Annotated in this window: 34 protein-coding genes; 18 read left to right on the top strand and 16 right to left on the bottom strand. The window is 61.4% G+C overall.

From position 1 onward, the window contains the following. Positions 1 to 7: 7 nt before the first annotated feature. Entirely contained in the window at positions 8 to 727 is a 720-nt protein-coding gene (locus MHAR_RS00910; RefSeq protein WP_014585761.1) for a hypothetical protein, read from the bottom strand. Between the two features lie 126 nt (positions 728 to 853). On the opposite strand from MHAR_RS00910, the gene MHAR_RS00905 reads away from it, so the two are divergent. Further along, positions 854 to 1,456, top strand: a complete 603-nt coding sequence (locus MHAR_RS00905; protein WP_014585760.1) for a TIGR00296 family protein — start codon at positions 854 to 856, stop codon at positions 1,454 to 1,456. Positions 1,457 to 1,481: 25 nt separating this feature from the next. Here MHAR_RS00905 and thiC read toward each other — a convergent pair whose 3' ends face one another. Beyond that, a complete protein-coding gene (gene thiC, locus MHAR_RS00900; protein WP_014585759.1) occupies positions 1,482 to 2,783 on the bottom strand; it encodes a phosphomethylpyrimidine synthase ThiC in 1,302 nt (433 codons plus the stop codon). A 56-nt stretch (positions 2,784 to 2,839) separates the two neighbouring features. Between thiC and MHAR_RS00895 the strand changes: the two genes are divergently transcribed. After that, on the top strand, positions 2,840 to 3,487 hold the full coding sequence (locus MHAR_RS00895; RefSeq protein ID WP_014585758.1) for an MBL fold metallo-hydrolase: 648 nt from the start codon (positions 2,840 to 2,842) through the stop codon (positions 3,485 to 3,487). Between the two features lie 49 nt (positions 3,488 to 3,536). Then, positions 3,537 to 4,151 (top strand): protein-S-isoprenylcysteine O-methyltransferase, encoded by a 615-nt coding sequence (locus tag MHAR_RS00890; protein ID WP_014585757.1) that lies wholly within the window; start codon positions 3,537 to 3,539, stop codon positions 4,149 to 4,151. 315 nt (positions 4,152 to 4,466) lie between these two features. On the opposite strand, the gene MHAR_RS13560 is transcribed toward MHAR_RS00890, so the two are convergent. From MHAR_RS13560 to MHAR_RS00880, 4 genes are all read right to left on the bottom strand, one after another. Beyond that, a complete protein-coding gene (locus tag MHAR_RS13560; protein WP_187287834.1) occupies positions 4,467 to 4,637 on the bottom strand; it encodes a hypothetical protein in 171 nt (56 codons plus the stop codon). After that, positions 4,634 to 4,792 carry a hypothetical protein gene (locus MHAR_RS13555; RefSeq protein ID WP_187287833.1) on the bottom strand — a complete coding sequence of 53 codons (159 nt, stop codon included), beginning with the start codon at positions 4,790 to 4,792 and terminating at the stop codon, positions 4,634 to 4,636. The genes MHAR_RS13560 and MHAR_RS13555 overlap by 4 nt, the downstream gene beginning before the upstream one ends. A gap of 78 nt (positions 4,793 to 4,870) precedes the next feature. Continuing rightward, positions 4,871 to 5,095, bottom strand: coding sequence for a hypothetical protein (locus MHAR_RS00885; RefSeq protein ID WP_014585756.1), 225 nt, complete (start codon positions 5,093 to 5,095; stop codon positions 4,871 to 4,873). An 82-nt stretch (positions 5,096 to 5,177) separates the two neighbouring features. Continuing rightward, entirely contained in the window at positions 5,178 to 5,426 is a 249-nt protein-coding gene (locus MHAR_RS00880) for a hypothetical protein (protein WP_048144207.1), read from the bottom strand. 477 nt (positions 5,427 to 5,903) lie between these two features. Between MHAR_RS00880 and MHAR_RS12750 the strand changes: the two genes are divergently transcribed. After that, positions 5,904 to 6,068, top strand: coding sequence for an AbrB/MazE/SpoVT family DNA-binding domain-containing protein (locus tag MHAR_RS12750; RefSeq protein ID WP_187287832.1), 165 nt, complete (start codon positions 5,904 to 5,906; stop codon positions 6,066 to 6,068). Positions 6,069 to 6,200: 132 nt separating this feature from the next. Here MHAR_RS12750 and MHAR_RS12300 read toward each other — a convergent pair whose 3' ends face one another. The 4 genes from MHAR_RS12300 to MHAR_RS13545 all read right to left on the bottom strand — a co-directional run bounded on the left by MHAR_RS12300 (position 6,201) and on the right by MHAR_RS13545 (position 7,496). Next, positions 6,201 to 6,686 (bottom strand): AraC family transcriptional regulator, encoded by a 486-nt coding sequence (locus MHAR_RS12300; RefSeq protein ID WP_014585755.1) that lies wholly within the window; start codon positions 6,684 to 6,686, stop codon positions 6,201 to 6,203. A 65-nt stretch (positions 6,687 to 6,751) separates the two neighbouring features. Continuing rightward, positions 6,752 to 7,063 carry a type II toxin-antitoxin system RelE family toxin gene (locus tag MHAR_RS00870; RefSeq protein WP_014585754.1) on the bottom strand — a complete coding sequence of 104 codons (312 nt, stop codon included), beginning with the start codon at positions 7,061 to 7,063 and terminating at the stop codon, positions 6,752 to 6,754. A 25-nt stretch (positions 7,064 to 7,088) separates the two neighbouring features. Then, on the bottom strand, positions 7,089 to 7,259 hold the full coding sequence (locus tag MHAR_RS13550) for a hypothetical protein (protein ID WP_187287831.1): 171 nt from the start codon (positions 7,257 to 7,259) through the stop codon (positions 7,089 to 7,091). 69 nt (positions 7,260 to 7,328) lie between these two features. After that, the gene (locus tag MHAR_RS13545; RefSeq protein WP_014585753.1) at positions 7,329 to 7,496 is read right to left on the bottom strand and encodes a hypothetical protein; all 168 of its coding nucleotides are present in this window, start codon (positions 7,494 to 7,496) and stop codon (positions 7,329 to 7,331) included. Between the two features lie 277 nt (positions 7,497 to 7,773). On the opposite strand from MHAR_RS13545, the gene MHAR_RS00865 reads away from it, so the two are divergent. Genes MHAR_RS00865 through MHAR_RS00845 form a run of 5 tightly spaced genes read left to right on the top strand, consistent with a single transcriptional unit; the run spans position 7,774 to position 11,831 of the window. After that, positions 7,774 to 8,415: an MBL fold metallo-hydrolase gene (locus MHAR_RS00865; RefSeq protein ID WP_048144206.1), complete on the top strand. Its 642-nt coding sequence runs from the start codon at positions 7,774 to 7,776 to the stop codon at positions 8,413 to 8,415. Positions 8,416 to 8,446: 31 nt separating this feature from the next. Beyond that, positions 8,447 to 9,688 carry an acetylornithine transaminase gene (locus MHAR_RS00860; RefSeq protein ID WP_014585751.1) on the top strand — a complete coding sequence of 414 codons (1,242 nt, stop codon included), beginning with the start codon at positions 8,447 to 8,449 and terminating at the stop codon, positions 9,686 to 9,688. Next, entirely contained in the window at positions 9,663 to 10,727 is a 1,065-nt protein-coding gene (gene hisC, locus MHAR_RS00855; RefSeq protein WP_014585750.1) for a histidinol-phosphate transaminase, read from the top strand. The genes MHAR_RS00860 and hisC overlap by 26 nt, the downstream gene beginning before the upstream one ends. After that, a complete protein-coding gene (locus MHAR_RS00850; protein WP_014585749.1) occupies positions 10,712 to 11,236 on the top strand; it encodes an adenylate kinase family protein in 525 nt (174 codons plus the stop codon). Before hisC ends, MHAR_RS00850 begins: the two co-directional genes overlap by 16 nt. Continuing rightward, entirely contained in the window at positions 11,223 to 11,831 is a 609-nt protein-coding gene (locus MHAR_RS00845) for a CDP-alcohol phosphatidyltransferase family protein (protein WP_048144205.1), read from the top strand. Before MHAR_RS00850 ends, MHAR_RS00845 begins: the two co-directional genes overlap by 14 nt. On the opposite strand, the gene MHAR_RS00840 is transcribed toward MHAR_RS00845, so the two are convergent. Continuing rightward, complete coding sequence (locus tag MHAR_RS00840; RefSeq protein WP_048144204.1) at positions 11,739 to 13,073, bottom strand: PAS domain S-box protein; 1,335 nt, start codon at positions 13,071 to 13,073, stop codon at positions 11,739 to 11,741. The genes MHAR_RS00845 and MHAR_RS00840 overlap by 93 nt on opposite strands. A gap of 403 nt (positions 13,074 to 13,476) precedes the next feature. Here MHAR_RS00840 and MHAR_RS00835 point away from each other — a divergent pair, with 403 nt between their 5' ends. Genes MHAR_RS00835 through MHAR_RS00805 form a run of 8 tightly spaced genes read left to right on the top strand, consistent with a single transcriptional unit; the run spans position 13,477 to position 20,595 of the window. Further along, a complete protein-coding gene (locus tag MHAR_RS00835; protein WP_014585747.1) occupies positions 13,477 to 15,513 on the top strand; it encodes a NosD domain-containing protein in 2,037 nt (678 codons plus the stop codon). A gap of 20 nt (positions 15,514 to 15,533) precedes the next feature. Then, positions 15,534 to 16,025: a siroheme decarboxylase subunit beta gene (gene ahbB / locus MHAR_RS00830; protein WP_014585746.1), complete on the top strand. Its 492-nt coding sequence runs from the start codon at positions 15,534 to 15,536 to the stop codon at positions 16,023 to 16,025. Then, positions 15,923 to 16,330 carry a precorrin-2 dehydrogenase/sirohydrochlorin ferrochelatase family protein gene (locus MHAR_RS13540; RefSeq protein WP_187287875.1) on the top strand — a complete coding sequence of 136 codons (408 nt, stop codon included), beginning with the start codon at positions 15,923 to 15,925 and terminating at the stop codon, positions 16,328 to 16,330. Before ahbB ends, MHAR_RS13540 begins: the two co-directional genes overlap by 103 nt. Beyond that, positions 16,252 to 16,710: a precorrin-2 dehydrogenase/sirohydrochlorin ferrochelatase family protein gene (locus MHAR_RS13535; RefSeq protein WP_228369666.1), complete on the top strand. Its 459-nt coding sequence runs from the start codon at positions 16,252 to 16,254 to the stop codon at positions 16,708 to 16,710. The genes MHAR_RS13540 and MHAR_RS13535 overlap by 79 nt, the downstream gene beginning before the upstream one ends. Further along, positions 16,652 to 17,914 carry a glutamyl-tRNA reductase gene (gene hemA, locus MHAR_RS00820; protein WP_048144203.1) on the top strand — a complete coding sequence of 421 codons (1,263 nt, stop codon included), beginning with the start codon at positions 16,652 to 16,654 and terminating at the stop codon, positions 17,912 to 17,914. The genes MHAR_RS13535 and hemA overlap by 59 nt, the downstream gene beginning before the upstream one ends. After that, positions 17,898 to 18,857 (top strand): porphobilinogen synthase, encoded by a 960-nt coding sequence (gene hemB / locus MHAR_RS00815; RefSeq protein ID WP_014585742.1) that lies wholly within the window; start codon positions 17,898 to 17,900, stop codon positions 18,855 to 18,857. The genes hemA and hemB overlap by 17 nt, the downstream gene beginning before the upstream one ends. Positions 18,858 to 18,886: 29 nt before the next feature. Then, on the top strand, positions 18,887 to 19,864 hold the full coding sequence (locus MHAR_RS00810) for a DNA-methyltransferase (RefSeq protein WP_014585741.1): 978 nt from the start codon (positions 18,887 to 18,889) through the stop codon (positions 19,862 to 19,864). Between the two features lie 50 nt (positions 19,865 to 19,914). After that, complete coding sequence (locus tag MHAR_RS00805; RefSeq protein WP_014585740.1) at positions 19,915 to 20,595, top strand: PaeR7I family type II restriction endonuclease; 681 nt, start codon at positions 19,915 to 19,917, stop codon at positions 20,593 to 20,595. A 32-nt stretch (positions 20,596 to 20,627) separates the two neighbouring features. Here MHAR_RS00805 and MHAR_RS00800 read toward each other — a convergent pair whose 3' ends face one another. The 5 genes from MHAR_RS00800 to MHAR_RS00780 all read right to left on the bottom strand — a co-directional run bounded on the left by MHAR_RS00800 (position 20,628) and on the right by MHAR_RS00780 (position 23,971). Continuing rightward, a complete protein-coding gene (locus MHAR_RS00800) occupies positions 20,628 to 20,882 on the bottom strand; it encodes a RidA family protein (RefSeq protein ID WP_228369665.1) in 255 nt (84 codons plus the stop codon). Positions 20,883 to 20,996: 114 nt separating this feature from the next. Next, positions 20,997 to 21,764 (bottom strand): hypothetical protein, encoded by a 768-nt coding sequence (locus MHAR_RS00795; protein ID WP_048144202.1) that lies wholly within the window; start codon positions 21,762 to 21,764, stop codon positions 20,997 to 20,999. After that, a complete protein-coding gene (locus MHAR_RS00790; protein ID WP_014585737.1) occupies positions 21,751 to 22,767 on the bottom strand; it encodes a hypothetical protein in 1,017 nt (338 codons plus the stop codon). Before MHAR_RS00790 ends, MHAR_RS00795 begins: the two co-directional genes overlap by 14 nt. A gap of 230 nt (positions 22,768 to 22,997) precedes the next feature. After that, positions 22,998 to 23,420 carry a RidA family protein gene (locus tag MHAR_RS00785; protein WP_048144725.1) on the bottom strand — a complete coding sequence of 141 codons (423 nt, stop codon included), beginning with the start codon at positions 23,418 to 23,420 and terminating at the stop codon, positions 22,998 to 23,000. A gap of 29 nt (positions 23,421 to 23,449) precedes the next feature. Next, a complete protein-coding gene (locus MHAR_RS00780; RefSeq protein WP_014585735.1) occupies positions 23,450 to 23,971 on the bottom strand; it encodes a VOC family protein in 522 nt (173 codons plus the stop codon). Positions 23,972 to 24,119: 148 nt separating this feature from the next. Between MHAR_RS00780 and MHAR_RS00775 the strand changes: the two genes are divergently transcribed. Further along, entirely contained in the window at positions 24,120 to 24,683 is a 564-nt protein-coding gene (locus tag MHAR_RS00775; RefSeq protein ID WP_014585734.1) for an NADPH-dependent FMN reductase, read from the top strand. Positions 24,684 to 25,070: the final 387 nt, after the last annotated feature.

Raw genomic sequence — 25,070 nt, 5'->3', positions numbered from 1 at the left:
CTTTCCGTCATACCGTCCCGGATGTTCCTCCCGTTCCTGGCCTTCCTCCAGTCTCAGGTGGTTTTTCCGTCGTCTGGGATCCTGGGGGGGCGGCTGCGCCCTCTTGGCCGGTTCTGCCGCCGAAATAGAACCCTATGACCGAGGACAAGGCTCCCGAGAGGATCAGCAGAATTTCCTTGACGATATCTTTGTCCCCCTCCGAGGCGTTGACGAGGAGGAAGACTACGGCGACTCCCACGATCACGATCACGCCGATGGCCATGGCTGCCCTTGCCACCCCTCCAACGCCGATCGGCTCCATGGATATGAACTCTTTGATCAGACTTTGGGTTTCATCTTGACTAGTGCTGCCATTCTTGGCCAACAATTTTTCCAAAATATCCTGCCGTTTTCCGTAATAGTGATACGCTCCGAGGACGTTTACGAAGACTATTGAGAAGGGGACGAGAGCTATGACCATCACTATGAATATCAGCGTCCCACTCCCCGGCTTACTCCAATCCGGGATTTCTTCTCCTTCGACAGCTGGGTCGCCAGCCGTTGTATTCTCATCGATCCCTTCTTCTCCCGTCAAATCGCCCCCTGGACCGCTGACGGCGTTCCCTTGGTCAGTCGCTTCTTCTTGGGGGGCAGCGGTATCGTCATCCGTGGCTCCGTGGACGGATAGAGCCAGAAGGACGATCAAAACCAGAGCCGCGAAGCTTTTTCTATATATTGAGGCCACCATCGCCTTTCACCTCTCATACACAGTTGATTTTTATCTATAATCAAGTTTTCGATTAAGTTTGTAATCTCGCCTTTGAAGACAGTCAGCTCAAAACTCTTTATTACAGGGTGAGCCCCAGTTACAATCATGCTGACGATCGATGAGGGGAGGCGGGCCGTCCATCTCGCGAGGGAGGCCCTGACGGCTTACGTTGATCGGAGGGAGAGGATAGCTCCGGAGGATCTCCCTCCAGCCTTCAGCGAGAAGGCCGGGGTCTTCGTCACCCTCCACAAGGCCGGGGAGCTCCGGGGCTGCATCGGCTACCCGGAGCCGGTGATGGATCTGGGGGTTGCCATAGTCGACTCGGCGATCAACGCCGGGGTGAACGACCCGAGGTTTCCCCGGGTCGGGCGAGAAGAGCTTTCGCGGATCGAGATCGAGGTGACGGTCCTATCGCCGCCGAGGCCCTACTCCGTAAGAAATAGAGATCTACCAGGGGCGGTCCAGGTAGGGCGCCACGGCATCATCGTCCGGCGGGGGATCTGGTCGGGGCTCCTCCTCCCCCAGGTGGCGACGGAGTGGGGCTTCGACGCGACGGACTTTCTATGCCAGACCTGCATCAAGGCGGGCCTCCCCCCCGACTCCTGGATCGACGAGGAGACGGAGGTCCTCTTCTTCGAGGGGCAGGCCTTCGCCGAGGCCTCCCCCGGAGGCGCGGTGGTGGAGAGGGATCTTGAGGGCTGCTCCTGAGGCCCCAAGATCTCGGAGGAGCCTTCTAGCCCTCTCTCTCTTTCGTCTTCCTCGTCGCCTTCTCCGCTTCCCGCTCCATCGCCTCCCGGGCGAGCCTGATGGCGCACAGCTCGTTGCACATGGTGCAGGTGTCGACCTCGACGCCTCTTCGGTGGCGGATCTCTCGAGCGATGGCGGGGTTTATGGCGAGGTCGAACTGGGAGGGCCAGTCCAGGTCCCGTCGGGCTGCGGCCATCTTCCGGTCCCAGAGGCGGGCTCTATCTTTGACCCCCGCCTTCGCCAGGTCCGCAGCGTGGGCGGCGATCCTGGTGACGATCGTCCCCTCGAAGATGTCCTCTTTGGTGGGGAGGTCCAGGTGCTCGCTGGGGGTCGTCGCGCAGAGGAAGTCGGCGCCGCTCATCCCGGCGATCACCCCCCCGATGGCGGCGGTGATGTGGTCGTATCCGGGGGCTACGTCGGTGACGATCGGCCCGAGGAGGTAGAGGGGGGCGCCGTCGGTGACGTACTTCATCGCCTTTACGCTCGTCTCGATCTCGTCGGCGGGGACGTGCCCCGGCCCCTCCACCATCGCCTGGACCCCCGCCCTCCTCGCCCGGTCGACGAGCTCGCCCAGCATGATGAACTCCATGTACTTCGCCCGGTCGCTGGCGTCCTCGATGCAGCCAGGGCGGAGGCCGTCGCCCAAACTCAAAGTCAGCTCGTGCTCCCGGGCTATCTCCAGGAGGTGGTCGAACTCGGCATAGTAGGGGTTCTCCTCCCCCGTCTCGCTCATGTACTTGAGGGTGAGGGATCCCCCGCGGCTGACGACGCCCATGATCCGGTGGCTCCTCTTCAGCCGCTCGAAGGAGTTCAAGTTGACCCCGACGTGGACGGTGACGAAGTCGACGCCGTCCTTCGCCTGCCGCTCCAGGGCGTCGAAGAGCCCCTGGCTCGTCAGATCTCCCGCCACCTCCGCCTGGTATATGGGGACGGTCCCGACGGGGATCTCGACGGCCTTGAGGATTTTCCGCCTCATCTCGTCCAGGTCGCCGCCGGTCGAGAGGTCCATCACGGTGTCGGCCCCCGCCTCCATCGCCACGACGGCCTTCTCCACCTCGGCGGCGGGGTCGGCGACCCCCCGGGACGAGCCGATATTGAGGTTCACCTTGGTGGTGAGGGTCTCGCCGATCCCGGTCGGTCTGATATCGCGCCGGGCGTTCCTCGGGATCACCACCCTCCCCCGGGCTACAAGGCGGGTGAGGGCGGCGGGGTCGACCCCCTCCTTCCGGGCGACGGCCTCGACCTCGGGGGGGGTCTTCCCCTTCTTAGCGTCTTCGATGAGAGTCATGATACCAACTAACCGATATATTTAAGGAAACCCATCCATCTTATGAGGTGTTTTGAATGGTGGAAGTGCATAAGGTTAACGGCGGCGGCCCGGTCCACGAGGGGAACGTATACCTGATCATAGACGAGGTGGTGGCCCTCATCGACGCCGGGATGGATGCCGAGGCGACGATGAGGAACGTCGAGAAGCTCATCGATCCCGCAAAGATTGAGTTCATCATCCTCACCCACTGTCACCACGACCACACCGCCGGGGTTCCGGCCCTCAAGGCGGCGACCGGCGCGAAGGTCCTGATCGGGGAGGGGGAGGTCTGCGACCTCGGCGACGACATCGCCACCGGCTCATACCAGTACGGAGAGGACCCGGCGGAGTTTGGAATCGACGGGACCCTGGAGGAGGGGGACGTGATCAACCTCGGGGAGTGGGCGCTCTCGGTCATCAGAACCCCGGGCCACTCGCCCGGCTCCATCTCTTTATACGAGCCGAGGGCGAAGGTCCTCTTCTCCGGGGACACCCTCCTCCCCCACGGAAACATCGGGAGGACCCGCCGGTCGGGGGAGATGGTCAGAGAGCTGGTCAGGTCTGTAGAGAGGCTGGCGTCCCTGGAGGTCCGGGTCCTCTACCCCGGCCACATGGAGCCGACGGACGAGGTCGTCGGCGAGCAGATCAAAACGAGCCTGGAGTTCGCCCGGTCGATCCACTGACCCCCCCCGGACCGCCGCCTATTTTTATCATCGGCGTCGAGGGGGGGCGATGCTCGACGACATCTTCGACCTCGTCTATCTCATCGGGTTTGGGGCGGCCTCCGCCATCCGGCTCCTTTGGCTTCGGAGGACCGATCACTGGTGGCGGAGGCGGGAGATGGTGGCTTTAAACCGGGAGAGGAGGCAGGACCGGCCCCTCATGCTCCTCACGGCCGCCGGGATGATCGTCGTCCCCTTCCTCTACCTCTTCACGACGAGGCTCGACTTCGCCGACTACACCCTGCCGCCCACATTGAGCCTCGTGGCGGGTTCCCTCGGCGCCGCCCTCTTCCTCCAGGCCCTCATCCTTCTGTGGCGGTCCCACGCCGACCTCGCGAAGAGCTTCTCGCCGGGGCTCCAGATCCGAAAGGGCCACCTCCTCGTCACCACCGGCGTCTACGAGCGGATCCGCCACCCCATGTACGCCGCCCACCTCCTCTGGGCGACGGCTCAGCTCCTCCTCCTCCAGAACGCGATCGCCGGCCCCGCCTTCCTGGTGGCGTCCCTCCCGTTATACGCCGCCCGGATCCCCCGGGAGGAGGAGATGATGCTGGATCAATTCGGCGAGGAGTATCGGCGGTATTCGGAGCGGACGGGGCGGGTGGTGCCGCGGTGGAGGGGATAGCCGATTGGCGCCTATACGGGCCGATTGATCTTTCGATATCTCCTTCACAGCATACCCTATCAGGCGGGCTCCTTTTCGATATATCGGGCGATTTAGGAGGAATGTTCGTCTCTTCCTCCTCCAGCATCCTTATGCGCCATATGAGCCGTTCCAGCTCGGCAAACCTCCTGTCGAATTCTGCATACAGGGCAGCTAGATCTTCTCCGTCGGGGGTCATGACTTCTCCTCCCCCGGCAGGGATCGGCTCTCCCCGACCTTCAAGGTCACAGCCACCTCCAGGACCATATACCTTGGCGAAGCATTGGCGGGCTACCATCATGCCATCCCCCACCAATTGGCGACGGGATCAACCGCCATGGCTTCTTCGGCACAGGTCGCGTGGTATAGGGCCCCATGGTCGGTTACGTAAAGTTCACCGATCTTGATCGGCTTGTAGCAGATACCGCAACTGTAGCCCTCGCAGTCCATCAGATACCTTCTGCTCATCTCCTCGCCCTCTTCCTACGCCGCTTCTCCTCATCGGCTAACAGCACCGTTGCCTGGCTCTTCGAGATGCTGCCGATAACTTCCAATATATCGTCGGGCATCTGTAGATCTTTTTCAACCACATCACGTCGATGCTCCTGAAATACTTCATTCATATACTTTCCTCCATATGTTGGTTTTATCGATCCATACCTTTCCAGCTGCTCTTGCCCGGCGGACCGTACCAGGGCAGTTCATAGCCAGTCACCCCTTCGGGCGCAGCTCTGCTTCAACCGTATCGTGAACTTTCCTCCACAGGCGGTGCATTTGCCGTCGCCCTCCCCCAGGACGTCGTCATAGTAGTACCAGTTGATCTTGTGGTCCTCTCCGAACTTTTTAGAGTGAAGGTTCTCGATCTGCTCAGCCACCTTCTCCATCAATTCGGATTTCGTCTCTTCTAAGCTCAGCTCCGATGCCAATTATACGCGCCCCACCCAAGTATCCGGGTCCGATTTTGTCGGTCTCCAATATCCTTCGGCTTTCTTCATATCCACACCTCTTTTATTCTCGTCTCCGCCTCCGAACCCCTCGGAGCTCGTGGAGTTTTCTAGCACGCCCCCAGAGTACGATATCAGCCCTCAGATCCCTGATCATGGCCTGGGTTTGGTTCAGCTCCAGAAACAGCTCGTCTGCCCGTTTCTCCAGCGGTGGGAGTTCCATCGTTTCGGCCTCTGGCTGGTAAGTCCAGAGCGAGGTGCCACAGTGAGGAACGGTCAGCCTATCAGCCTCTCCTCTCCCGGATGATCGCATCTCCACACCTCCTCAGCTCTGATCATCAGCCTGGGCTGGGAAGCCGTCGGATCGAATCCGCCTCATCTCAGAGACCCGTCCGAGAACTGAAGGGGAAGGATCGATCATACCGCGACCTCTTCCGCCCCCATCTTTGCCGACCTCCACGAATCGGGGAAGGCGTTCTGGCCACGATAAAAGCCCCCTCAGAGGCTATCGGCGGCGGGGCTGGTCGCTGGACGTCGTCGCAGCCCGACGGATCGTCACGAATAAAGCCTTCTCTCACCGCTCGGACGACGTTTCAACCCTTCTGGCTTCAAAATAGTCTCGGCGTCGGAGCCGCAAGACCGGCGTCTCCTCCCGCCACTAAATGCTGTTTCTATGCTCATTTCAGTCCACCGACATAGTGTATCAGATTCAGGTTATATAACATTATCGCTAATAATTTCTAAGAACAACAAGTAATCTATAAAAACTTGTACAACCTAGATGGATCACATGAGAGGATACACGACCGTAGTACGTGTTTTTAGTGGTGGAAAAGTGACCATTCCAAAATCCATACGCGACGCCATGAGGCTTCAAGACGGCGACCTGGTGGAGATCACTATCAGGATAGTAGAAGAGGATCAAGACAGGGAGACTGCGAAGCCCCCTGCCTGATGTCGACATTTAGCGGTGAACTGAAATGTCGAATACCACGGTTGACGTGGTCAAAGATAAATCTTTCGACCTCTCTACCTCAACGGAGGTCGTGTATCCGAGCCCCTCGGATGCTTCGCCCTTTCTCTTCCCCTACCTCCCCACCGGCACCTGGATCTCCGTCACCCACTCCTCCGGCGGCATCGATTCGCTCCACCGGACGTAGACCTCCCGGGCGGCGTCCGCAGGCTGAAAGCCGTTTGAGAAGACCCAGCCGTAGAGCTGGCTGTAGGCGTCTTCGAGGTTGGTGTAGGGCCCACGGACGGTGAGATAGGCCACCTCCGCTTCTGGCAGCACCTCCACCGCCGCCCCGCCCTCGGCGAACTCGGGCGTCTCCGCCGCCACCGGCATCGCCACCTTGAACCGCACCTCCTCGGGGGCGACGGAGGCGGGGTCGTCGTAGTAGAGGGCGAGGCCCATCGGCGAGCCCGATAGAGCGGGGATCGACTTTTTCGCCATCCAGGCCGCCAGCTCCTCGTAGGCCTTCGGGATTGTTACGGCGAAGGGGAGGCCCTTTCCCCAGAGGCTGGCCACCCGCAGGGCGGGGACGCTCTTGATCTCGATATCGTATGTTGGCATGTCGAAACCTCTCTAAAATCTGGCATAGTATACACCTAATGTCTTAAAAAGATGTCGCAGTGGAGTTAAAGGCGATATTTCGCTAATATATATGGTGCCTTTTTATAAGTAGCATCGTGATGATCTACATATATAAATGTGATTGTATTTCCATTGAACACATAAACGATGACATAGGGGTCGACGTGAGAGCCGCGAATGTGCCTGAGGGCGTGGCTCTTCGGCTCACCGATTTCTGGATCTGATAATATCTGGTTGATCTTCCTCAGCAGGCGATCTCTTAGCGCCCTGTCCTTCTTCGTCAGCTTTTTGAATTGCCGCTCGAATTCGGTGGTGCTCGCATATTCGCGCCTCACCGAATCGAGGGGTCGGGACATATCATCTTCTCAAGAAGGACGACGTTCAAAGGGCGCGCAGGTGGCTCAGGAATTCTCCTTTGTCATCGAAGGTCTTCACCTGGCCGGTCTCAAACTGCTCGATTCCCCGCTTTACGCCCTCTTCAAACTCCGCCACCCTGGCCTCTTCTTCATCTGCATAATCGGCCTTGATTGGGCGGACCTCAGCTTTTGCCATTAGAAATACCTCGAATTTATAGAGCGATCCTTGAGGATATATATGTTTTTAAAATCCTCTTCAACCGCCTCATAGGCAGATCGCGGCCCCGCCTTCGGCGACCTCGGGCGTCTCGGTCGGAACCGGCACCGCCACCTTGAACCGCACCTCCACGGGGCCGACGGAGGCGGGGTCGTCGTAGTAGTGGGCGAGGCCCATCGGCGAGCCCGATAGAGCGGGGATCGACTTTTTCGCCATCCAGGCCGCCAGCTCCTCTTAGGCCTTGGGTACGGTGACGGCGAAGGGGAGGCCCTTGGCCCAGAGGCTGACCACCCGCAGGGCGGGGACGCTCTTCATATTGATCTCATATTGGGACATATCGGCACCTTCAAAGCTGATCTGGAGAAGATCTATTTTCTTAAAAGGTTATTGATCGCGCCGATCGATGAGCTTTCCTCGAAACATGCCCTAACCGCCCTCAAACCGCTGCCAAACAGATATATCGGTGGAGCCCCTCCCCGGAGTAGGTGTTGGAATGGTGGAAGTCCACAAGGTCTCAGGCTCGCCCTTCGACGGGAACGTCTACCTGATCCTCGATGAGGTCCCGATCCTCGTCGACGCGGGGATGGAGCCGGAGTCGACGCTCCGAAAGATCAAAAAGTACATCGACCCTCAGGAGATCGAGATGATCGTCCTCACCCACTGCCATCACGACCACTCGGCAGGGGTGCCCCGGCTAAAAGAGGCTACGGGGGCGAGGGTCCTGATCCACGAGGAGGAGGCGGGCTCCCTCGGCGACGACATGGCGACGGTCGCCTACCTCTTCGGCCTCCCGGCCCAGGAGATCGAGGCGGACGGGACCCTGAAGGAGGGGGACGTCCTCGATCTCGGGGAGTGGAAGCTTTCGGTCCTCCACACCCCGGGCCACTCGCCGGGGGGGATCTGCCTCTACGAGCCGAAGGCGAAGGTCCTCTTCTCCGGGGACACCGTCTTCCCCCAGGGGAACATCGGGAGGACCGACCTCTTCGCAGGCTGCGACGCGGACCTGATCCGCTCCATTGAGAGGCTGACGGCCCTCGACGTCGAGGTCCTCTACCCCGGCCACATGGAGGTCGTCAGCGGCGACGTCGGCCGTCAGATCCAGGCGAGCCTCCGGTTTGCTCGGAGCATTCTATGATCGATAAAGAGGGCGATATAAAGAGGGCGATTTGAGGATGATGAACACCGATGAGGGTATGAAGAAGGGAGAGGAGAAGGCGACGGTGAACTTGAACGCGGAATCTTCGGGCGCCGAGAGGACCGCCCGGATCGCAGAGGTGGAGAGGAAGTCGGTGGTCCAGACCTACACCCGCCAGCCGATCCTCCTCGTCCGGGGGTCGGGGGCGCGGGTCTGGGACGCCTCGGGGCGCGAGTACATCGACTTCGTCGCCGGGGTCGCCGTCAACAACGTCGGCCACTGCCACGCTTCGGTCGTCGAGGCGATCCGGCAGCAGGCGAAAGAGCTGATCCACACCTCGAACCTCTACTACACCGAGAACCAGGTCCTTTTGGCCGAGGAGCTGAAGGCCCTGACGGGGATGGATAGAGCCTTCTTCTGCAACTCCGGGGCCGAGAGCGTCGAGGCGGCCCTGAAGCTCGCCCGGAAGGCGACGGGCAGGTCGAAGATAGTCGCCGCCATCCACTCCTTCCACGGGAGGACCTTGGGGTCTCTGGGAGCGACCTATAAGCCGATGTACAGGGAGCCCTTCCGCCCCCTCCAAGAGGCGGACTTTGTCCCCTTCGACGACCCCGAGGCCCTGGCCGCGGCGGTATCAACGGAGACCTCGGCGGTGATCCTGGAGCCGGTCCAGGGGGAGGGGGGGGTCCACGTCCCCAAGCCCCGTTACCTGAGGGCGGCCCGAGAGATCTGCGACGACTGCGGGGCGCTTTTCATCCTCGACGAGGTCCAGACCGGCTTCGGCCGTACGGGCAAGTGGTTTGGAAAGGAGCACAGCGGGGTTATGCCGGACGCCATGACCCTCGCCAAGGGGATCGCCGGCGGCCTCCCCATGGGGGCGATGCTGGCGGCAGAGTCCGTCTCCGACGTCTTCAAGAGAGGCGACCACGCCTCCACCTTCGGCGGCGGCCCGCTGGTCTCGGCGGCGGCCCTCGCCTCCATCGGGGCGATCAGGGAAGAAAGGCTGGTGGAGCGGTCTGAGGAGATGGGCAGATACCTCCGGTCGAGGCTTTCCGAGGAGATCGACGCCATCGACGTAAGAGGCCTCGGCCTGATGGTGGGCGTGGAGCTTGCGGCGAACTGCCCCGAGATCGTCAACCGGGCCCGGGAGCGGGGCGTCCTCCTCAACGCCACCAGCGATCACGTCCTCAGGATGGTCCCGCCCCTGGTCGTCGGAAGGGGGGAGATCGACCGCGTGGTGAAGGTCCTTGGCGAGATACAAAGAGAACCTTAGGTCCTGCCTGGCGAGGCTGAAGCCCTACGTCGCCGGCCGGGGCATCCAGGAGATCGCGGCGAAGTACGGCCTGCCGCCCGACGGGATCGTCAAGCTCGGCTCCAACGAAAACCCCTACGGCCCCAGCCCGAAGGTCTATGAGGCGATCGCCTCCGCGAGGCCCGAGAGGTACCCCGAGCCCGGACGGCTCGTCGAGGCCCTGGCCGGTTACGCCGGAGCACCTCCCGAGGACGTCGTCATCGGCGCCGGCATGGATGGGGTGATGGACACCCTGACGAGGCTCTTCCTCGACCCCGGCGATAGAGCGGTGATCTATCCCCCCACCTTCAGCTACTACGAGATCCTGACGGTGACTGCCGGGGCCGATCCGCTCTTCCTCCCCCGGGGTCCCGAGTTCGAGGTGCCGTCGGAGGTGCCCTCCGGGATTAAGATGATCTTCATCTGCTCTCCGAACAACCCCACCGGCGATACGATCCCCGAAGAGGACCTCCGGGGGATCGTCGAGGCCGCCGAGGGGATAGTCTTCCTCGACGAGGCCTACGCCGAGTTCAGCGACCAGAACTTCCTCCCCCTGGTGGAGGATTACGATAACCTGGTGGTGGGGAGGACGACCTCCAAGGCCTTCGGCCTCGCCGGGATGAGGCTGGGCTACGCCGTCGCCCCCGATTGGATTGCGAGAGAGTACAGGAGGGCGGCCCCTCCCTTCTTCGGCGTCACCACTCCGTCGGTGGCGGCGGGGATCGCGGCCCTGGAGGATCTCGAGCACATGAGGCGGTCCGTTGAGGCTATAAGGCATGAGAGGGACCGGTTGATGGCGGCGATCCCGGAGTTTCGCCCCTCGGGGGGGAACTTCCTCTATATGGAGACGGCGGAGCCCTCGGGGGAGGTGGCGGAGCGGCTCCTCGGCAGGGGCGTCATCGTCCGGGACTGCTACTCCTTCCGGGGGGCGGGCGACCGCGCCCTTCGGGTGACGGTCGGAACCCCCGAGGAGAACGGCCGCTTCCTCGAGGCCTTCGGAGAGGTATGCGGGCCGCCCTGACCGGCACCCCTGGGACGGGGAAGACGACCGTCGCCGCCCTCCTCCCCTTCAGGGTGATCGAGATAAACGCCCTGGTGAGGGAGGAGGGGCTATCCGTCGGCATCGACGAGGGCCGGGGGTGTCTGATCGCCGACGTCGAAGCCCTGGAGGCGAGGATCGAGGAGCTGGCCCCGGAGGGGGCGGAGGAGATCGTCGTCCTGGAGGGGCACTTCTCCCACCGCTTCGCCCCCGAGGCGATAGTCCTCCGGACCCGCCCCGCGGTCCTGAGGGAGCGGCTCGCCCGAAGGGGTTACCCCGAGAGGAAGATCCGGGAGAACCTGGAGGCTGAAGCCCTGGACGTCGTCCTGGTGGAGGCGGTGGAGGGGTGCCACCGGGTGAGCGAGATCGACGCGACCCGGCTATCGCCGGAGGAGGTGGCGGACCTGGTGGGGAGGCTCCTTCGCCGCGAGATCTCTCTTCCGCCCGGGGGTATAGATTGGACTGGAGAGGTGGAGTTTGACCCTCGATGACCTGAGGTCCAGGTCCCAGGCCGCGACGGAGCCCCTGGCGGACCTGGCGATGGGGGCGGGGGCGTCCCCCGACCTGATATCCCTCCTATCCCTGATCTTCGCCCTGGCGGCGGGGGGGTTCTACTACCTCTCGGCCGAAGGTCCCGCTTTCCTTTATCCTGCAGCCCTCTTCCTCCTCCTCAACGCCGTCTTCGACGCCGTCGACGGCGCCGTCGCCCGGAAGGCCGGCCGGGCGGAGGCGAGGGGAGACTTCCTCGACCACGTCATCGACAGGTACGCCGACATGGCGATCCTCACGGGAATCGTCTTCGCGGGCTACGTCTCCGAGGCGGTGGGGATCTTCGCCGTGATGGGGGTCCTCCTGACGAGCTACCTCGGGACCCAGGCCCAGGCCCTGAGCCTCGGCCGCCTCTACGGCGGGATCATGGGCAGGGCCGACCGGCTCGTCATCATCCTCGGAGCCACCTTCGCCACCGCCCTCTTCCCCGGGGATATCATGGGTCTATCTATCCTGGGGTGGGCTGTGGTGGTGATCACCCTGGCAAGCCACATCACCGCCCTCCAGAGGATAGCCCTCATCTGGAGGCGGCTGTAGCCCCTCTCGGCCGGTCGGAGGCTCCCCTCCCACCATCTTCCCGAAGTGGGAGGCAAGGTCGGCGACGAACTTCTGAAGGTCGTCCCCCATCTCCACCCCCCTTCCCAGAACCAAGAGACCCCTCCGGCCTTCGCCGCAGGAGAAGGGGGCTATGGCCCAGGATATGGTGGGGCCGTCCCCCGCCACCGTCCTCATCTTGCCCTCCTCCAGGAGCCCCTCGGCGTCTACCTTCTCGGAGAGCTCCATGAGGGCCTCCAGGGGTCCGGCCATCGCCCGGAGGACGAGCCGTCCACCTTCCTGGAGGAAGGCTCCCCCCACCTCGAATCCGTCCGGGCCGGCCATCACCTCTGCCAGGGCATACCTCATCAGGTCGTCGGAGTCACCGGGAAAGTCGATCGCCCTGAGGAGGAGGTTGTGGAGGATGGAGAGCCTCCGGTTCGCCAGGAGGAGGTCCCTCTCCCCCCTCTTCCGATCGGTGGCGTCCACCACATTTCCGAGGACCCACCTCTCCTCCTGGTCGTCGAGGGAGGCGATCCTCGCCTCGACCCACCGCTTCGACCCGTCCCTCCTGGTGACGCCGAACTCGTGGACCTTCGTCCTTGGGAGATCGGCCCCGACCTCCAGGCAGGGCTCCTCGGCGGCCTCTTCGCACTCGAAGCTCTCCGGGTCTGCCAGGCTCCAGAAGTGCTCTCCTATAAGATCCTCCTTATCGCAGCCGAAGATCTCAGCGAACCTGGAGTTGACCATCTTGAAGCAGCCGTTCTGGAGGACGTATATCCCCGTCGGCGAGTTCTCGAGGATGTACCTGCTCACCGTCTCGGACCTCTCGATCTCCCTTTTCATCCGCCGCTCCTGGGACCGGAACCTCGCCTCGATGATCAGCGCCTCGAAGACGGTGGGAAGGCTCCTGAAGCTGTCGACGCTCTTCATGACGTAGCTCGTGGCGAACTTCTCGAAGGCGACGACCTGGAGCTCCTCGGTCCCCCGGCCCGTCACCATGACGACGGGGACGTCCTGGTCGGACGTTCGGATCTCCTCCAGGACGTCCAGGCCGCTTATGCCGGGGAGGGCGAAGTCGACGGAGACGAGGTCGTATCGGCTCGTAGCGACCCTATCGAGCCCCTCCTCCCCGGTGGTGGCGACGTCTACGAAGAACTCGTCGTGCTTCGAGAAGCCGAGGAGGATCAGCTCGACGTCGTCGGGGTTGTCCTCGATGATGAGGATCCGATAAGGGCTGGTCATGCCGGCCCGCCTTCCAGGATCATCCCGCAAATATTCAATTTCATCCGATTAGAATCTTCCCGTTGGCGGCCGGATTTGAGCTCCGCCGCGGGGGTCCTCTCCTCCTCAGGAGGCAGGTACTTATCGATCCCGGAAGGATTTTTCCGCCTTTCGTGGCCTGGGGATAGAGTTATCTATCACCGCCACCACTGGACTATCGTACCGGATTGGGGGTGTCGTCACGGATAGGTTATGGCTCATAGTCCTTCTCCTTATATTCAGCCCATGGCAGCCCGGGGCCCAGGCTGCAACTCTAGTCGTCGATCCGAGCGGAGGCGGAGGGTTTTCGACGATAAGCAAGGCCGTCAACGCCGCTGAAGACGGCGACGAGATCCTCGTCCGCCCCGGGTACTATCGGGAGGGGGTGATCCCCCTCCTCCGGCCCCTGGCCCTCAACGGCTCCGCCGGCGAGACGACCCTGGAGGGGGGTTTCAGGGTGGAGGCTCCGGGCACCAACATCTCGGGCTTCGAGATGAGGGGCACTGGGACCGGCGTCGGGGTGGAGCTGAGATCCAAAGAGGCCACCATCCGGGGCTGCATAATCCGGAACTTCTCTACCGGCATCCTTTCGTCCGACTCCGATAACGCCGTCGTCGGCTCGGCGATCGAGGGCTGCTCCGTAGGGGTCCTCCTCTCGGGCGGCACCGTCCGGGACTTGCAGGAGAGCTCAGTCTCGGGGGTCGAGGCCCTCGGGCCTGCCATCTCCAACTGCACCATCTCCGGAGGCACCGGGGTCGTGATCGCCAACTGTAGCGGGTGTGCCGTCTCTGACTCCCTCATTACCGCCAGGACCGGAGTCCTCATCACTGACTCCCCCAGAACCAGGGTCAGAGGAAACGAGATCTCCTCGCCGGAGAGGGGGATCGCCGTCGAGAGGTCGGAGGAGAGCGAGATCCTGGAGAACGTCGTGACGGGGGCGACCAATGTCGCGATCCTCCTCCTCGCCTCCGGCAACAGCACAGTTGCCGAAAACTCGGCCCTGGGTTGCAACGTAGGGATCAGGCTGAAGGACTCGACGGCGAACAGGATCTTGAAGAACCGGATGGAGGAGAGCGCCGTCGCCGGGATCTGGCTGGAGGGCTCGAAGGGGAACGTCGTCGCCGGAAACCTCCTATCCGGGAACGTCGAAGGGCTGATCTTCAGGTCGGGCTCCTCCGGGAACTCCATCTTGGAGAACCAGATCCTGAAGAACGGCCGCGGCCTCACCCTCCTCGGATCCGGGGCGAACCTCCTCCGGAAAAACCAGATGGAAGATAACCACCGGGCCTTCAGGGTCGATCGAGAAGACCCCTCGGCCACCGACGACGCTCCCTTCCGCCAGGACGCCGACTCCTCCAACACCATCGACGGAAAGGCCTTCTGCTATCTGGTGGGGGAGCATGACCGGTCCATCTCCGGAGACTACGGCCTCCTGGCCCTGGTGGGCTGCACCAACGTCACCGTCGAGAGCCTGGCCCTCTCCAACAACAGTGCTGGAGCCCTCATCGTCAACTCGAGCAGCTGCACAGCCCGAAACCTCACCCTCCTGGGGAACGATGCCGGGGTCCGGATGCTCTGGACGGCCGGCTGCGGGGTTGAGGCGAGCAGAGCCGATAACTGCACCATCGGGTTCCTGGTCCAGGGGGGGAAGGGCGCCTCGATCGAAGGGTCTTCGGCCCTGAGGTCCTCGGAGGCCGGATTTCTGGTCCAGGGGTCGGAGGCTTCGGCCCTCAGGGGGGTGGAGGCCTCGGAGGGGCTGGTGGGGATCTCCGTCGTCAACTCCACCTCCACCACGATCCTCCAGGCCAGGGCGATGGGGAACACCGAGGAGGGGATCAAAATCTCGAGATCTCCAAGGTCCGTCCTGAACAACAACATCGCCTCGGGAAACCGCTGGGGGATCAGAGCCTCCGGCTCCGACGGGACGATGGTGGTCCGAAGCCACCTCTCGGAGAATCGGGATGCGGGCCTGGCCCTCCTCCAGCTCTCCGCGGCGACGGTGGCGGGATCATCAGCCTTCGATAACGGGGACGGGGTCTTCCTCCAGGCGGTCGTCGGCGCTAAGATCGAGGGGAACAACCTCAGCAATAACCGCCGCTACGGCCTGAGGATGAGCTACTCCCGGGAAGGGAAGGTCTATGGGAACACCTTCGTCAAGAACGGCCTCGGGGGGACGGGGCTGGTCGACTGCACGGGTTGTATCATCCGCCACAACAACTTCATCGATAACGGCAACCCAATGAGCCCCCAGAACGCCGTCGACAACGGCGACAACTCCTGGGATGGGGGGGCCGAGGTGGGAGGAAATTTCTGGAGCGACCATCAGGTAACCGGAAATCCGGGGTCCGGTCCCAAGGCTGTCCCCACGAGGGGGGTGGACCGGTACCCCTTCCAGGACCCCGACGGCTGGAGGAAGAAGTGAAATCATACGAAGGTCCTCGGATGAAAGAAGGAGATGACGGGACGCCGGATGAGGTCGACGATCTGGACCTCGCCCTCATCAGGGCGGCTCAGGGGGGGATAGCCCTCTCCTCCCGCCCCTACGAGGCCCTGGCAAAGGAGCTCGCCATCGGCGAGGGGGAGGTGCTGGAGAGGCTGAGCCGCCTCCTGGAGCTGGAGGTGATCAGGAGGTTCTCGGCGACGATAGGCCATCGGGCCCTGGGGATCGTGGCCAACGCCATGATCGTCTGGCGGGTCCCGCCGGAGGATGCCGAGCGGGTCGGGGGGATCATGGCCTCCTTCGACGAGGTCACCCACTGCTACGAGCGGGCCGAAAGGCCCGAGTGGCCCTACAACCTCTACACCGTCGTCCACTCTCCCTCCCGGGAGGAGTGCCGGAAGGTCGCCGCCGAGATATCCAGGAAGGTCGGGATCACCGAGTATCAGGTCCTCTTCAGCGAGAGGGAGTTCAAGAAGACGGGGGCGCGGATCTGAAGGGCCACCTCCCCCTCCTCCTGGACCTCTCGGGCCGAAAGGTCGTCATCTTCGGCGGCGGTGCCGTCGGCGAAAGGAAGGCCCGGCTCTTCTCAGAGCATGCCAGGGTGACGGTGGCGAGCCTGGAGTTCACCCCCGGGATCTGGGAGATGGCGGCGGCGGGGGAGGTGGAGCTGGTGGAGGCGGACCTTGGGGGGCGGGGCCGGACCTCCTCCGGGGCGCCTTCATCGCGATCCCCGCCACCAGCGACTCCTTCCTCAATGCCAGGCTGGAGGAGACGGCATCCTCTATGGGGGTCCTGGTGAACCGGGTCGACGGCTTCGGAGAGGTCGTCGTCCCCTCCATCGTCAGGAGGGGCCCCGTCGTCGTCGCCATATCCACCTTCGGGGAGAGCCCGGCTCTATCCAAGAGCCTGCGGATGAGGATCGAAGAGATCCTGGACGAAGGGTACGGCGATATGGCCCGGCTCCTGGGGGAGATGAGGGGGGTCATGAAGGAGAGGGTCGCCGACCAGGAGGAGAGGAGGCGGATCCTCTGGGAGATCATCTCCGATGGCGAGGTCTGGAGGCTCCTATCGGAGTCCTACGAAAAGGGCTATAAGAGGGCCGGAGAACATCTCCCTTCAGATGAGCGAGATAGCCTCGATGCTGGTGACCCACCGGAAGGCCAATATCGACGAGATTGAGAGGGCCTGGCACGGCGACCTGGAGGCCCTCCTCAAGTGGATCTCCTCCTCCGACCTGGTGGAGGAGTCCGCCGTCCTCAAGACCTGCAACCGGGTCGAGATCTACGTCGTCTCGCCCCGGGGGGAGAAGGTCCTCTTCGAGCTCGCGAAGAAGGCCCGGATATCATCGCGGATCATAGATTTTCACGACCACGACGAGTCGCTCAACCACCTCCTCCGCCTCGCCTCGGGCCTCGAGTCGATGATCATCGGCGAAGACCAGATCCTCGGCCAGATGAAGGAGCTCTACAACATGGCCAAGGCGGCGGAGACCACCGGCTGGACCCTGGACGTCGCCTTCAAGAAGGCGATCTCCGTCGGAAAACGGGTCCGCCGGGAGACGCGGATCAACGAGAGGTCGATCTCGGTGGGCTCCGCGGCCGTCGACCTCGCCGAGGAGATCCTGGGGAGCCTTGAGGGGCGGAGGGTCCTGGTGATCGGGGCGGGGGATACCGGGGAGCTCATCTCGAAGGCCCTCTTATCGAAGAATATCGGCGAGCTGTTGGTCACCAACAGAACCTTCGGGAGGGCCCTCGCCCTCGCCGCCGGCCTCGGCGCCGAGGCCGTCCCCTTCGATCGGATGAAGGAGATGATCAGGACCTCCGACCTCGTCATCAGCGCCACCTCCGCCCCCCATTACATCCTGAGGCGGGACGACCTGGAGGAGGTGATGGCGAGGAGGACGAAGGGGACCCTCCTGATGATAGACATCGCAAACCCCCGGGACATCGCCGAGGACGTCGGCGAGATCCCCGGCGTGGAGCTGCGGAACATCGACGCCCTCCGGGAGATCAGCGCCGAGAATATGAGGCTGCGGATGGCCGAGATGGCTCGGGCCGAGGCGATCATCGACGAGGAGCTCGCCCTCCTCAAGGCCAAGTACAAGAGGAGGAGGGCGGAGGATCTCCTCGGGAGGATCTACCTCCAGGCCGAGGAGATCAAGGCCCAGGAGTGCATGAGGGCGATGAACAAGCTCGGCGCCCGCCACACGTTAGGGGAGATCGAGGAGAGGGTTCTGATGGACATGAGCCACTCCATCGTCAACAAGATCTTCGCCGAGCCGACGAAGGCCCTGAGGAGGGCGGCGGAGCGGGGCGACGACGGATGTCTGAATTTCATCGAGGAGCTCTTCGGGCTGGAGGCGGATGATGAGAAGGATGCGTAGACTTCGTAAGCCGGGGCTGAGAAGGATCGTCGCCGAGACGAGGGTCTCGGCGGACGACCTGATCATGCCCCTCTTCGTGGATGAGCGGTTAAAGAGGCCCATCAAGATCGAGTCGATGCCGGGGCAGAATAGGCACTCCCTCGAGAGCCTCGCGAAGGAGGTCGAGGAGCTGGAGGAGCTGGGGGTCCCCGCCGTCATCCTATTCGGCCTTCCTGAAAAGAAGGACGAGGTCGGCTCCGGCGCTTACGATCCCCAGGGCGTCGTCCAGAGGGCGGCCGAGCGGATCAAGGAGACGACCTCGAAGGTCATCGTCATCGCCGACCTCTGCCTCTGCGAGTACACCAGCCACGGCCACTGCGGCCTGATCAAAAACCAGGAGGTGGCCAACGACGAGACCCTCCCCCTCCTGGGCAAAGCAGCCGTCTCCCAGGCGAGGGCGGGAGCGGACGTCGTCGCCCCCAGCGGGATGATGGACCACATGGTGGCCGCGATCCGCGGAGCCCTGGACGACGAGGGATTCACCGATACCCCCATCCTCTCCTACGCCGCCAAGTACGCCTCCAGCTTCTACGGACCCTTCCGGGAGGCGGCGGAGTCGGGGTACTCCTTCGGCGACCGGTCCGGCTACCAGATGGACCCCGCCAACGCTTTAGAGGCGCTATGGGAAGTCCGCCTCGACATCGAGGAGGGGGCGGATATGATCATGGTGAAGCCGGCGATGCCCTACCTCGACATCGTGAGGATGGTCAAAGACGAGTTCGGGATGCCGACGGCCGCCTATCAGGTGAGCGGTGAGTACTCGATGATCATGGCCGCGGCGGAGCGGGGCTGGATCGATGGAGAGAAGGCGATGGGCGAGGCGCTCACCTCCATCAAGCGGGCCGGGGCGGATATGATATTGACGTACTATGCGAAGAAGTTTGCGAGGAAGGCGCACGGGTGAGGAGTCTGGGTTCGAAGATGTGCGAGGATGTGGTGATAATCGAGCCCTCCGATTTTGGGCGAGAGCTGGAGGATCTGGTTCCGATAAATGCTCTAAATTTTGCCCGAAGCGAAGGGCAGAGGGCGATTCCAGCCATCGCCAAAAACCCGGATCTTCTCCTGGAGATCGAGATGGCTGCAAAGCGGGTCCCCACCCGCCATCAGCTCTTCCTCGGTGACAGCCGTTTTATGGAGGAGATCCCGGACGAGAGCGTCCATCTGGCGGTCACCTCTCCTCCCTACTGGACCCTCAAGGAGTACCCAGCCAACGAGGGGCAGCTCGGCTCCGTCGAAGACTACGAGCAGTTCCTCGACGAGCTGGACAGGGTCTGGCGGAACGTCTTCCGGGTCCTCGTCCCCGGCGGCCGCCTGGTGGTCGTGGTGGGGGACGTCTGCCTTCCGAGGCGCTGCTTCGGCAGGCACGTCGTTTTTCCTCTGCATGCCAGCATCCAGGAGCGGTGCCGGAAGATCGGCTTTGACAACCTCGCGCCGATCATCTGGTACAAGATCGCGAACGCCAGATTCGAGTCGAATAACGGGTCGAAGTTCTTGGGAAAGCCTTATGAGCCGAATGCCATCGTCAAGAACGACATCGAGTACATACTATTTCAGAGAAAGCCGGGAGGGTATCGAAAGCCCTCAAATGCGGCTCGTCTCCTCTCGGTGATCCCCGAGGATCTCCACAAGGAGTGGTTCCAGCAGATCTGGACGATCACGGGGGCATCGACGAGAAAACATCCTGCCCCCTTTCCTCTGGCCCTTGCTGAGAGGCTCATAAGGATGTTCTCCTTCGTTGGAGATACGGTCCTCGACCCCTTCATGGGCACGGGAACCACAAACCTGGCCGCTGGCCAGTGGGGGCGGAGCAGCGTGGGATTCGAGATCGAGCCGACGTATTTTGAGATGGCCTCGAATCGTCTCAACAAGATCAGAAATAAGCAGCTTACGCTGGATTTCGACGGCTTCTAGGGGGTGGGATTATCACAGATTTCGCTGGAGACCTCGTTTTCTCTGACGCTGTGAAAACTTTCTGGCAGATCAGAGATCGGCAGATCAAGGACCAGGAGAGGCGCGGCGGGTCTGATCAGGGGGCGCGGAGCGCTGTCACCGGCGGAAAGCAGATGGACGGATTCGTCCGAAAGATCATCGAGCTGATGACGGCAAGCGGCGTCGATGAGGGGAACATCTACACGAAAAAGACTCACCTGCCCGGATTCTTCCGCCCCGTCAAGGGTTGGGATATCGTGGTGGTAGTCGATGGAGTGCTTATGGCTGCCATCGAGCTCAAGTCACAGGTCGGCCTCTCGTTTGGAAACAACTTCAACAACCGCACAGAGGAGGCGATGGGCACGGCCCTGGATATCTGGACCGCTTACAGGGAAGGTGCCTTTTGCACATCCCCTGCGCCCTGGCTTGGGTATCTGTTCTTGCTGGAGGACTGCCCAGAATCAAGAAGCCCGGTGAGAACTCAGGAGACCCACTTTCCGGTCTTCGAGGAGTTTCGGGGCGCTTCATACGCCAAGAGGTACGAGCTATTCTGCCGGAAGCTGGTCCGAGAGCGTCAGTACAATGCAGCATGTTTCATCATTGCAGATCGCGAAAAATCGAACTCATTTGAGAGCTACATCGAACCGGCAGACGACCTCTCTGCAGATCTGTTTTTATCTCAGCTGAATCGCCACGTGGGCGGTCGAGAGTAGGATCAGTTTTTAGGCGATCTGCTTTTTAGCCTCTACTCCTCCACCACGGCTACCGCGTCGATCTCCACCAGATACTCCGGGCGCGCGAGCCCGCTGACGAAGGCCATGGTGATCGCCGGCGGGTTGGGCCTGCGGCCCCACGCCCTCATGAACGCCTCGAAGCCCGGCTGGAGGGGCTGGCCGGCGACCACGTAAACGTTCCACTTGACGACGTCCGCAAGGTCTGCGCCTGCGGCCGCGAGCGCCGTCTGGATGTTTATCAGGATCTGAACCGTCTGCTGCCGGATGTCGCCTTTTTGCCTCCTGGGCAGCCAGCTTGCGTCAGGCCGAAGAGCTGGAGTGGATTGGGCAAGGGACTGGCAATGGAGCTGTGTGATGACTGGAATTCGTTCAGGCGAAGCTCATTTTCTTTCTCCCGCAAGGAGGAGCAGCTTCTCGATGGAATCCTGAACTTCCTTCTGTTCCATCCTGCCGTACATATCGACTGCATCGATGTCGCTCGGGATCTCCCAAAGCACCTCCACCAGGAACGGGTTCATGCGAAGCCTCTCACCAAGATATTGAATATCGATCTCAGTGCCCCCGGCGTCAGGGTCGATGAGAGCTATAATATCGGCCCGATCCTTGCATAGCTTGCTCTTCTCCCATTCCTCATCTTCGGCGGTTTCATTCTGTATCCGGAACGAGCGGTCCCATGCAGCCTTGAGCTTGAAGATCATGAGCAGCGTTCTTTCGGGCACAATCACAGAAACAGAAGAACTTGGGCTGATCTCTCTTGCCTCAGTACGCCCATCAAGAAGCGAAAACGGAAGTTGTTCATCTCTCCCCTCAAACCTGGAGATATCCTCCCGCGACCCAAAGTCGAGAAGGATCTTCTCTTCCTGGACATTTTTCACAACTGTGGTGGGAACCATCGGGTCCCTCTGGTGAACAAATCCCCGTTCGTCCCTCAGGCGCTTCATCAGTTGATGCTTTGTCTTGTTATTGGTGACAAGATCGATATCCACCGAGCCGTACCACTTATTGTAGCTGTACACCGCCCAGCCGCCGATCAAAACGGTGACGGGATTTCTCTCATCCTTCTCTCGGGCATGCACCCAGCGGAATATGTCGATCAGCTCCTCCAGGGACGCGTCCACAATCGTTCGTGGGGCTCTATAGGCGGTCATAGATCTCCACCAGCCTTAATGTGAGGTCGCGGCCTGCATATCCCAGGCCCGCACAGTCGAGGAGGGCCTGGGCGGGCGAGACGAGCCAAACGCCCTCCACGGTGGAAATTCTGCGATCCTTGAAAACATCGCGGTCTGGAGCATAGATTCGTACAGCTGTTCCGCCTTCGTTCTGCACTTCAAACATCCCTACAACTTCATCTATATTTTTCCTCTCAATATAAAGGTATATCGAATCGTGCCTCGCGCTGTAGCCGGTGTAAATCTCTGCTGCAGTGTAGCTGGAAAAAGCGCTTGGAATCTGCTGCTCATCGCAGACGAGGCAAATTTCCTGGGCGAGCGCCATGGGGCTCTCGGCAGCTATCCGAATCTCCTGGGCAAAGAGCTTCTCGAACGGCCGCTCCCACGCTATGCCGTTGAGAAGCTTGTTTTTGTCAGCGATCTCTACGAGGCCCCTATCGGCTGATGCTATTCCCTTTGAGGCGAGAGCCTTCACCGTCGCATGGGTCCAGCCGTAGGAGACGCCAGATGCGATCGCGAGCTGCCTGATGGAAGCCTCCTTTATCTTGAGAAGATATGAGATGGCTTGCCAGGACTTGGGGGATGTGAGCTTCACCGACAAGGCGCTGGACTTGGGGCGGGCTTCTTCTAAGTTCACATCAGCTGGCAGCTTGATGAATCGCATCCCTGTCTTCTCAGCGGCTTCAGCAGCTTCCGGTGTTATCCGTTTACCTACCATGACGAATTCGATGTCGTAATTGCTGATGTTATCGGCATTTAGGAGCAGTTTTAGCAGCCCGAGCCGTGAGAGGGCCTCAAGGCGCACGATCCGCTTGATTTCCACGACGTACGTTTTACCGTCGTCTTCGATGATCAGGTCAAACCGAATAGGGTAATTATCGTTGAGCATACCCTCCTGCTTTATAGATACGTTCTCGCTGATTTCTAGCTCTTGGCGAAGGAACGCGATAATCTCAGAGCTGGAGGGTGATATGGTCTTCATGAGTGATATCACCATTTACTGATATGTATTTAAGGTTATCAGTGATATCCTATATCAGTTTTTAGTGATAGGGAATAATGGTATCAGAGATCGATCATTAGGGCTGGGAGGTACAAGGGCAAGCAGGCATCCCGGTGAGCTGTTTGATCGGAGTCTGGGGGTGGGAAGGTGGCACGGTCCATGTCAGAGCAGCTCTGCCTAAAGCACCCGTTTAAAGTTGCGCTATTTTGCTACCTTCCTCCTTGTTCCTCCACCACGGCTACAGCATCGATCTCCACCAGATACTCCGGGCGCGCGAGCCCGCTGACGAAGGCCATGGTGATCGCCGGCGGGTTGGGTCGGCGGCCCCACCCCCTCATGAACGCCTCGAAGCCCGGCTGGAGGGGCTGGCCGGCGACGACGTAAACGTTCCACTTGACGACGTCCGCAAGGTCCGCGCCTGCGGCCGCGAGCGCCGTCTGGATGTTTTTCAGGACCTGCTCCGTCTGGAGTCCGACGTCGCCCTCACCGACTATATTCCCCGATCCGTCGACGGCGTCCTGCCCCCCGACGTATATCGTCTTCGCCGGGCCGGTTACCACGACCGCCTGGGAGAAGGCCGGATTTTTTGATAGCCCCTCGGGGTTTATGTGCTGGACCAATCCTCTTCCCATATCTTGCTCATCTCCCATCTTCTCCCATCTCATGCCTTCAAAATTTCTTCGATCTCGATCTTCTTCATCCCGTAGAGGACCTTCATCACCCGCTGGGCCCTCTCCTGGTCAGGCCCCTCCATGATCTCCTGGATGATCTCAGGGGCGATCTGCCAGCTTACGCCGAACCGGTCCTTCAGCCAGCCGCACTGCTGCTCGATCCCGCCTTCGGAGAGCTTCTCCCAGAGTCCGTCTATCTGGTCTTGGGTCTTGCAGCTGACATAGAGGGAGACGCTCTCGGTGAAGTTGCCGAAGTAGCCCCCGCCGTTGAACGCCATCAGCTCATCTCCGTTCAGCAGGAAACGGACGTCCTTCACGCTCCCGGGAGGCCCCGGCATGAATTCCTCTGTCACATCGGGGACTTCTCTTAGCGCCTCCAGCTCTTCATCTCCATAGTATGTGATCTTCAGGATCTTCGAGTCTCCGAAGGCCCTAGAGAAGGCATCGACGTAGAGGTTCGCCGCCTCCTCGGCCTCTCCATGGAAGCCTATACACGTTCTGATCGTCTCCACAGGTTCACCACCTGGTCTTATTTTTGAGTTCCAGCGATTAACGCTTTTTGATCGCCATCCGGGGGCATATCCACTCCGCGAGCAGGAGCGGAGCCGGCTGGGATCGATCAACGGCGGCCGGTTGGGTCGAGAAAAGGCTATTCATATCTTGAATAAGAAAAAGAACCTTATGTACATCCCCATCATCCTCGGGACCGCCCGGGCAGGGCGCGAGTCCGAGAAGGTCGCGAGGTTCATGCTGGCGAAGGCCGCCGAGTTCGGCCTCGAGAGCGAGATCATCGACGTCCGCGATTACCGCCTCCCTGCGACGGACGACTCCAAGACCTCCGAGGCGGCGAAGCGACTCAAGGAGCGGGTCCTCCGGGCCGACGGGATCGTCATCGTCTCCCCGGAGTACAACCACGGCTACCCCGGGGAGCTGAAGATGATGCTCGACCTCCTCTACGTGGAGTACTTCGGAAAGCCCGTGGGGATCTGCGGCGTCTCCTCTGGGGTCTTCGGCGGCGCCAGGATGATCGAGCACCTCGTCGCCACCTGCGTCCGGTTCCACATGCTACCCACGGGGGAGGTCCTCTACTTCCCAAAGGTCCAGGATCTCTTCGACGACTCCGGGGCGATCAAGAAGGAGGCCTACCACCGGAGGGCGGAGAAGTTCTACGCCGTCCTCGCCGATTACGCCGAGCGGCTCGGAGGCGGCGGTGACGGACGATGATGGGGGCCAGGGGCGAATTTCGATCAAAAATATAGGAAGATGGGCATTTCAGCATTCGCGATCGGCGGAGAGGTCGGATAACCGAAAACTGCCCCCGGAACCTAATTCGCGGGGGGCATCCGGCCGAATTAATCGGTTTTTATTCGTCGGTACCTCAAATATTCGGCCCTTCTCCGGGGCTTTAAATATCAATGGAGAGTTACGAATGCCTCCCCGGCGAGGGGATCGGATTTTTGACCAACTTTAATTATAATTTTACCTCATATCGGCCGAAGGGGTTATAAATTTAGGGGCCTTACAGGGATGGTTGAAGATTGCGCCATCAGGGGGGTAGATATTCTTCGCTCCTTCTGTCGCATCTCATCGGGGGTATCTGTCATTGAGCCG

This window comes from Methanothrix harundinacea 6Ac (genome assembly GCF_000235565.1).
Lineage (GTDB): Archaea > Halobacteriota > Methanosarcinia > Methanotrichales > Methanotrichaceae > Methanocrinis > Methanocrinis harundinaceus.
Note: the sequence above shows the minus strand (reverse complement) of the source record. Positions and strands in the feature narration are given on the sequence as shown.

Excerpts from the sequence above, each read along its gene's own strand:
- MHAR_RS00870 (WP_014585754.1), bottom strand. The coding sequence starts at position 7,063 with ATGTCCCGACCCCTCGATTCGGTGAGGCGCGAATATGCGAGCACCACC.
- thiC (WP_014585759.1), bottom strand. The coding sequence starts at position 2,783 with ATGACTCTCATCGAAGACGCTAAGAAGGGGAAGACCCCCCCCGAGGTC.
- MHAR_RS00865 (WP_048144206.1), top strand. The coding sequence starts at position 7,774 with ATGGTGGAAGTCCACAAGGTCTCAGGCTCGCCCTTCGACGGGAACGTC.
- MHAR_RS00910 (WP_014585761.1), bottom strand. The coding sequence starts at position 727 with ATGGTGGCCTCAATATATAGAAAAAGCTTCGCGGCTCTGGTTTTGATC.
- ahbB (WP_014585746.1), top strand. The coding sequence starts at position 15,534 with ATGAAAGAAGGAGATGACGGGACGCCGGATGAGGTCGACGATCTGGAC.
- MHAR_RS13555 (WP_187287833.1), bottom strand. The coding sequence starts at position 4,792 with ATGAATGAAGTATTTCAGGAGCATCGACGTGATGTGGTTGAAAAAGAT.
- MHAR_RS00790 (WP_014585737.1), bottom strand. The coding sequence starts at position 22,767 with ATGAAGACCATATCACCCTCCAGCTCTGAGATTATCGCGTTCCTTCGC.
- MHAR_RS00850 (WP_014585749.1), top strand. The coding sequence starts at position 10,712 with ATGCGGGCCGCCCTGACCGGCACCCCTGGGACGGGGAAGACGACCGTC.
- MHAR_RS00880 (WP_048144207.1), bottom strand. The coding sequence starts at position 5,426 with ATGCGATCATCCGGGAGAGGAGAGGCTGATAGGCTGACCGTTCCTCAC.
- MHAR_RS00895 (WP_014585758.1), top strand. The coding sequence starts at position 2,840 with ATGGTGGAAGTGCATAAGGTTAACGGCGGCGGCCCGGTCCACGAGGGG.
- MHAR_RS00890 (WP_014585757.1), top strand. The coding sequence starts at position 3,537 with ATGCTCGACGACATCTTCGACCTCGTCTATCTCATCGGGTTTGGGGCG.
- MHAR_RS12750 (WP_187287832.1), top strand. The coding sequence starts at position 5,904 with ATGAGAGGATACACGACCGTAGTACGTGTTTTTAGTGGTGGAAAAGTG.
- MHAR_RS00785 (WP_048144725.1), bottom strand. The coding sequence starts at position 23,420 with ATGGGAAGAGGATTGGTCCAGCACATAAACCCCGAGGGGCTATCAAAA.
- MHAR_RS00840 (WP_048144204.1), bottom strand. The coding sequence starts at position 13,073 with ATGACCAGCCCTTATCGGATCCTCATCATCGAGGACAACCCCGACGAC.
- hemA (WP_048144203.1), top strand. The coding sequence starts at position 16,652 with ATGAGCGAGATAGCCTCGATGCTGGTGACCCACCGGAAGGCCAATATC.
- MHAR_RS13560 (WP_187287834.1), bottom strand. The coding sequence starts at position 4,637 with ATGAGCAGAAGGTATCTGATGGACTGCGAGGGCTACAGTTGCGGTATC.
- MHAR_RS13550 (WP_187287831.1), bottom strand. The coding sequence starts at position 7,259 with ATGGCAAAAGCTGAGGTCCGCCCAATCAAGGCCGATTATGCAGATGAA.
- hemB (WP_014585742.1), top strand. The coding sequence starts at position 17,898 with ATGAGAAGGATGCGTAGACTTCGTAAGCCGGGGCTGAGAAGGATCGTC.
- MHAR_RS00905 (WP_014585760.1), top strand. The coding sequence starts at position 854 with ATGCTGACGATCGATGAGGGGAGGCGGGCCGTCCATCTCGCGAGGGAG.
- MHAR_RS12300 (WP_014585755.1), bottom strand. The coding sequence starts at position 6,686 with ATGCCAACATACGATATCGAGATCAAGAGCGTCCCCGCCCTGCGGGTG.
- MHAR_RS13545 (WP_014585753.1), bottom strand. The coding sequence starts at position 7,496 with ATGGCGAAAAAGTCGATCCCCGCTCTATCGGGCTCGCCGATGGGCCTC.
- MHAR_RS00795 (WP_048144202.1), bottom strand. The coding sequence starts at position 21,764 with ATGACCGCCTATAGAGCCCCACGAACGATTGTGGACGCGTCCCTGGAG.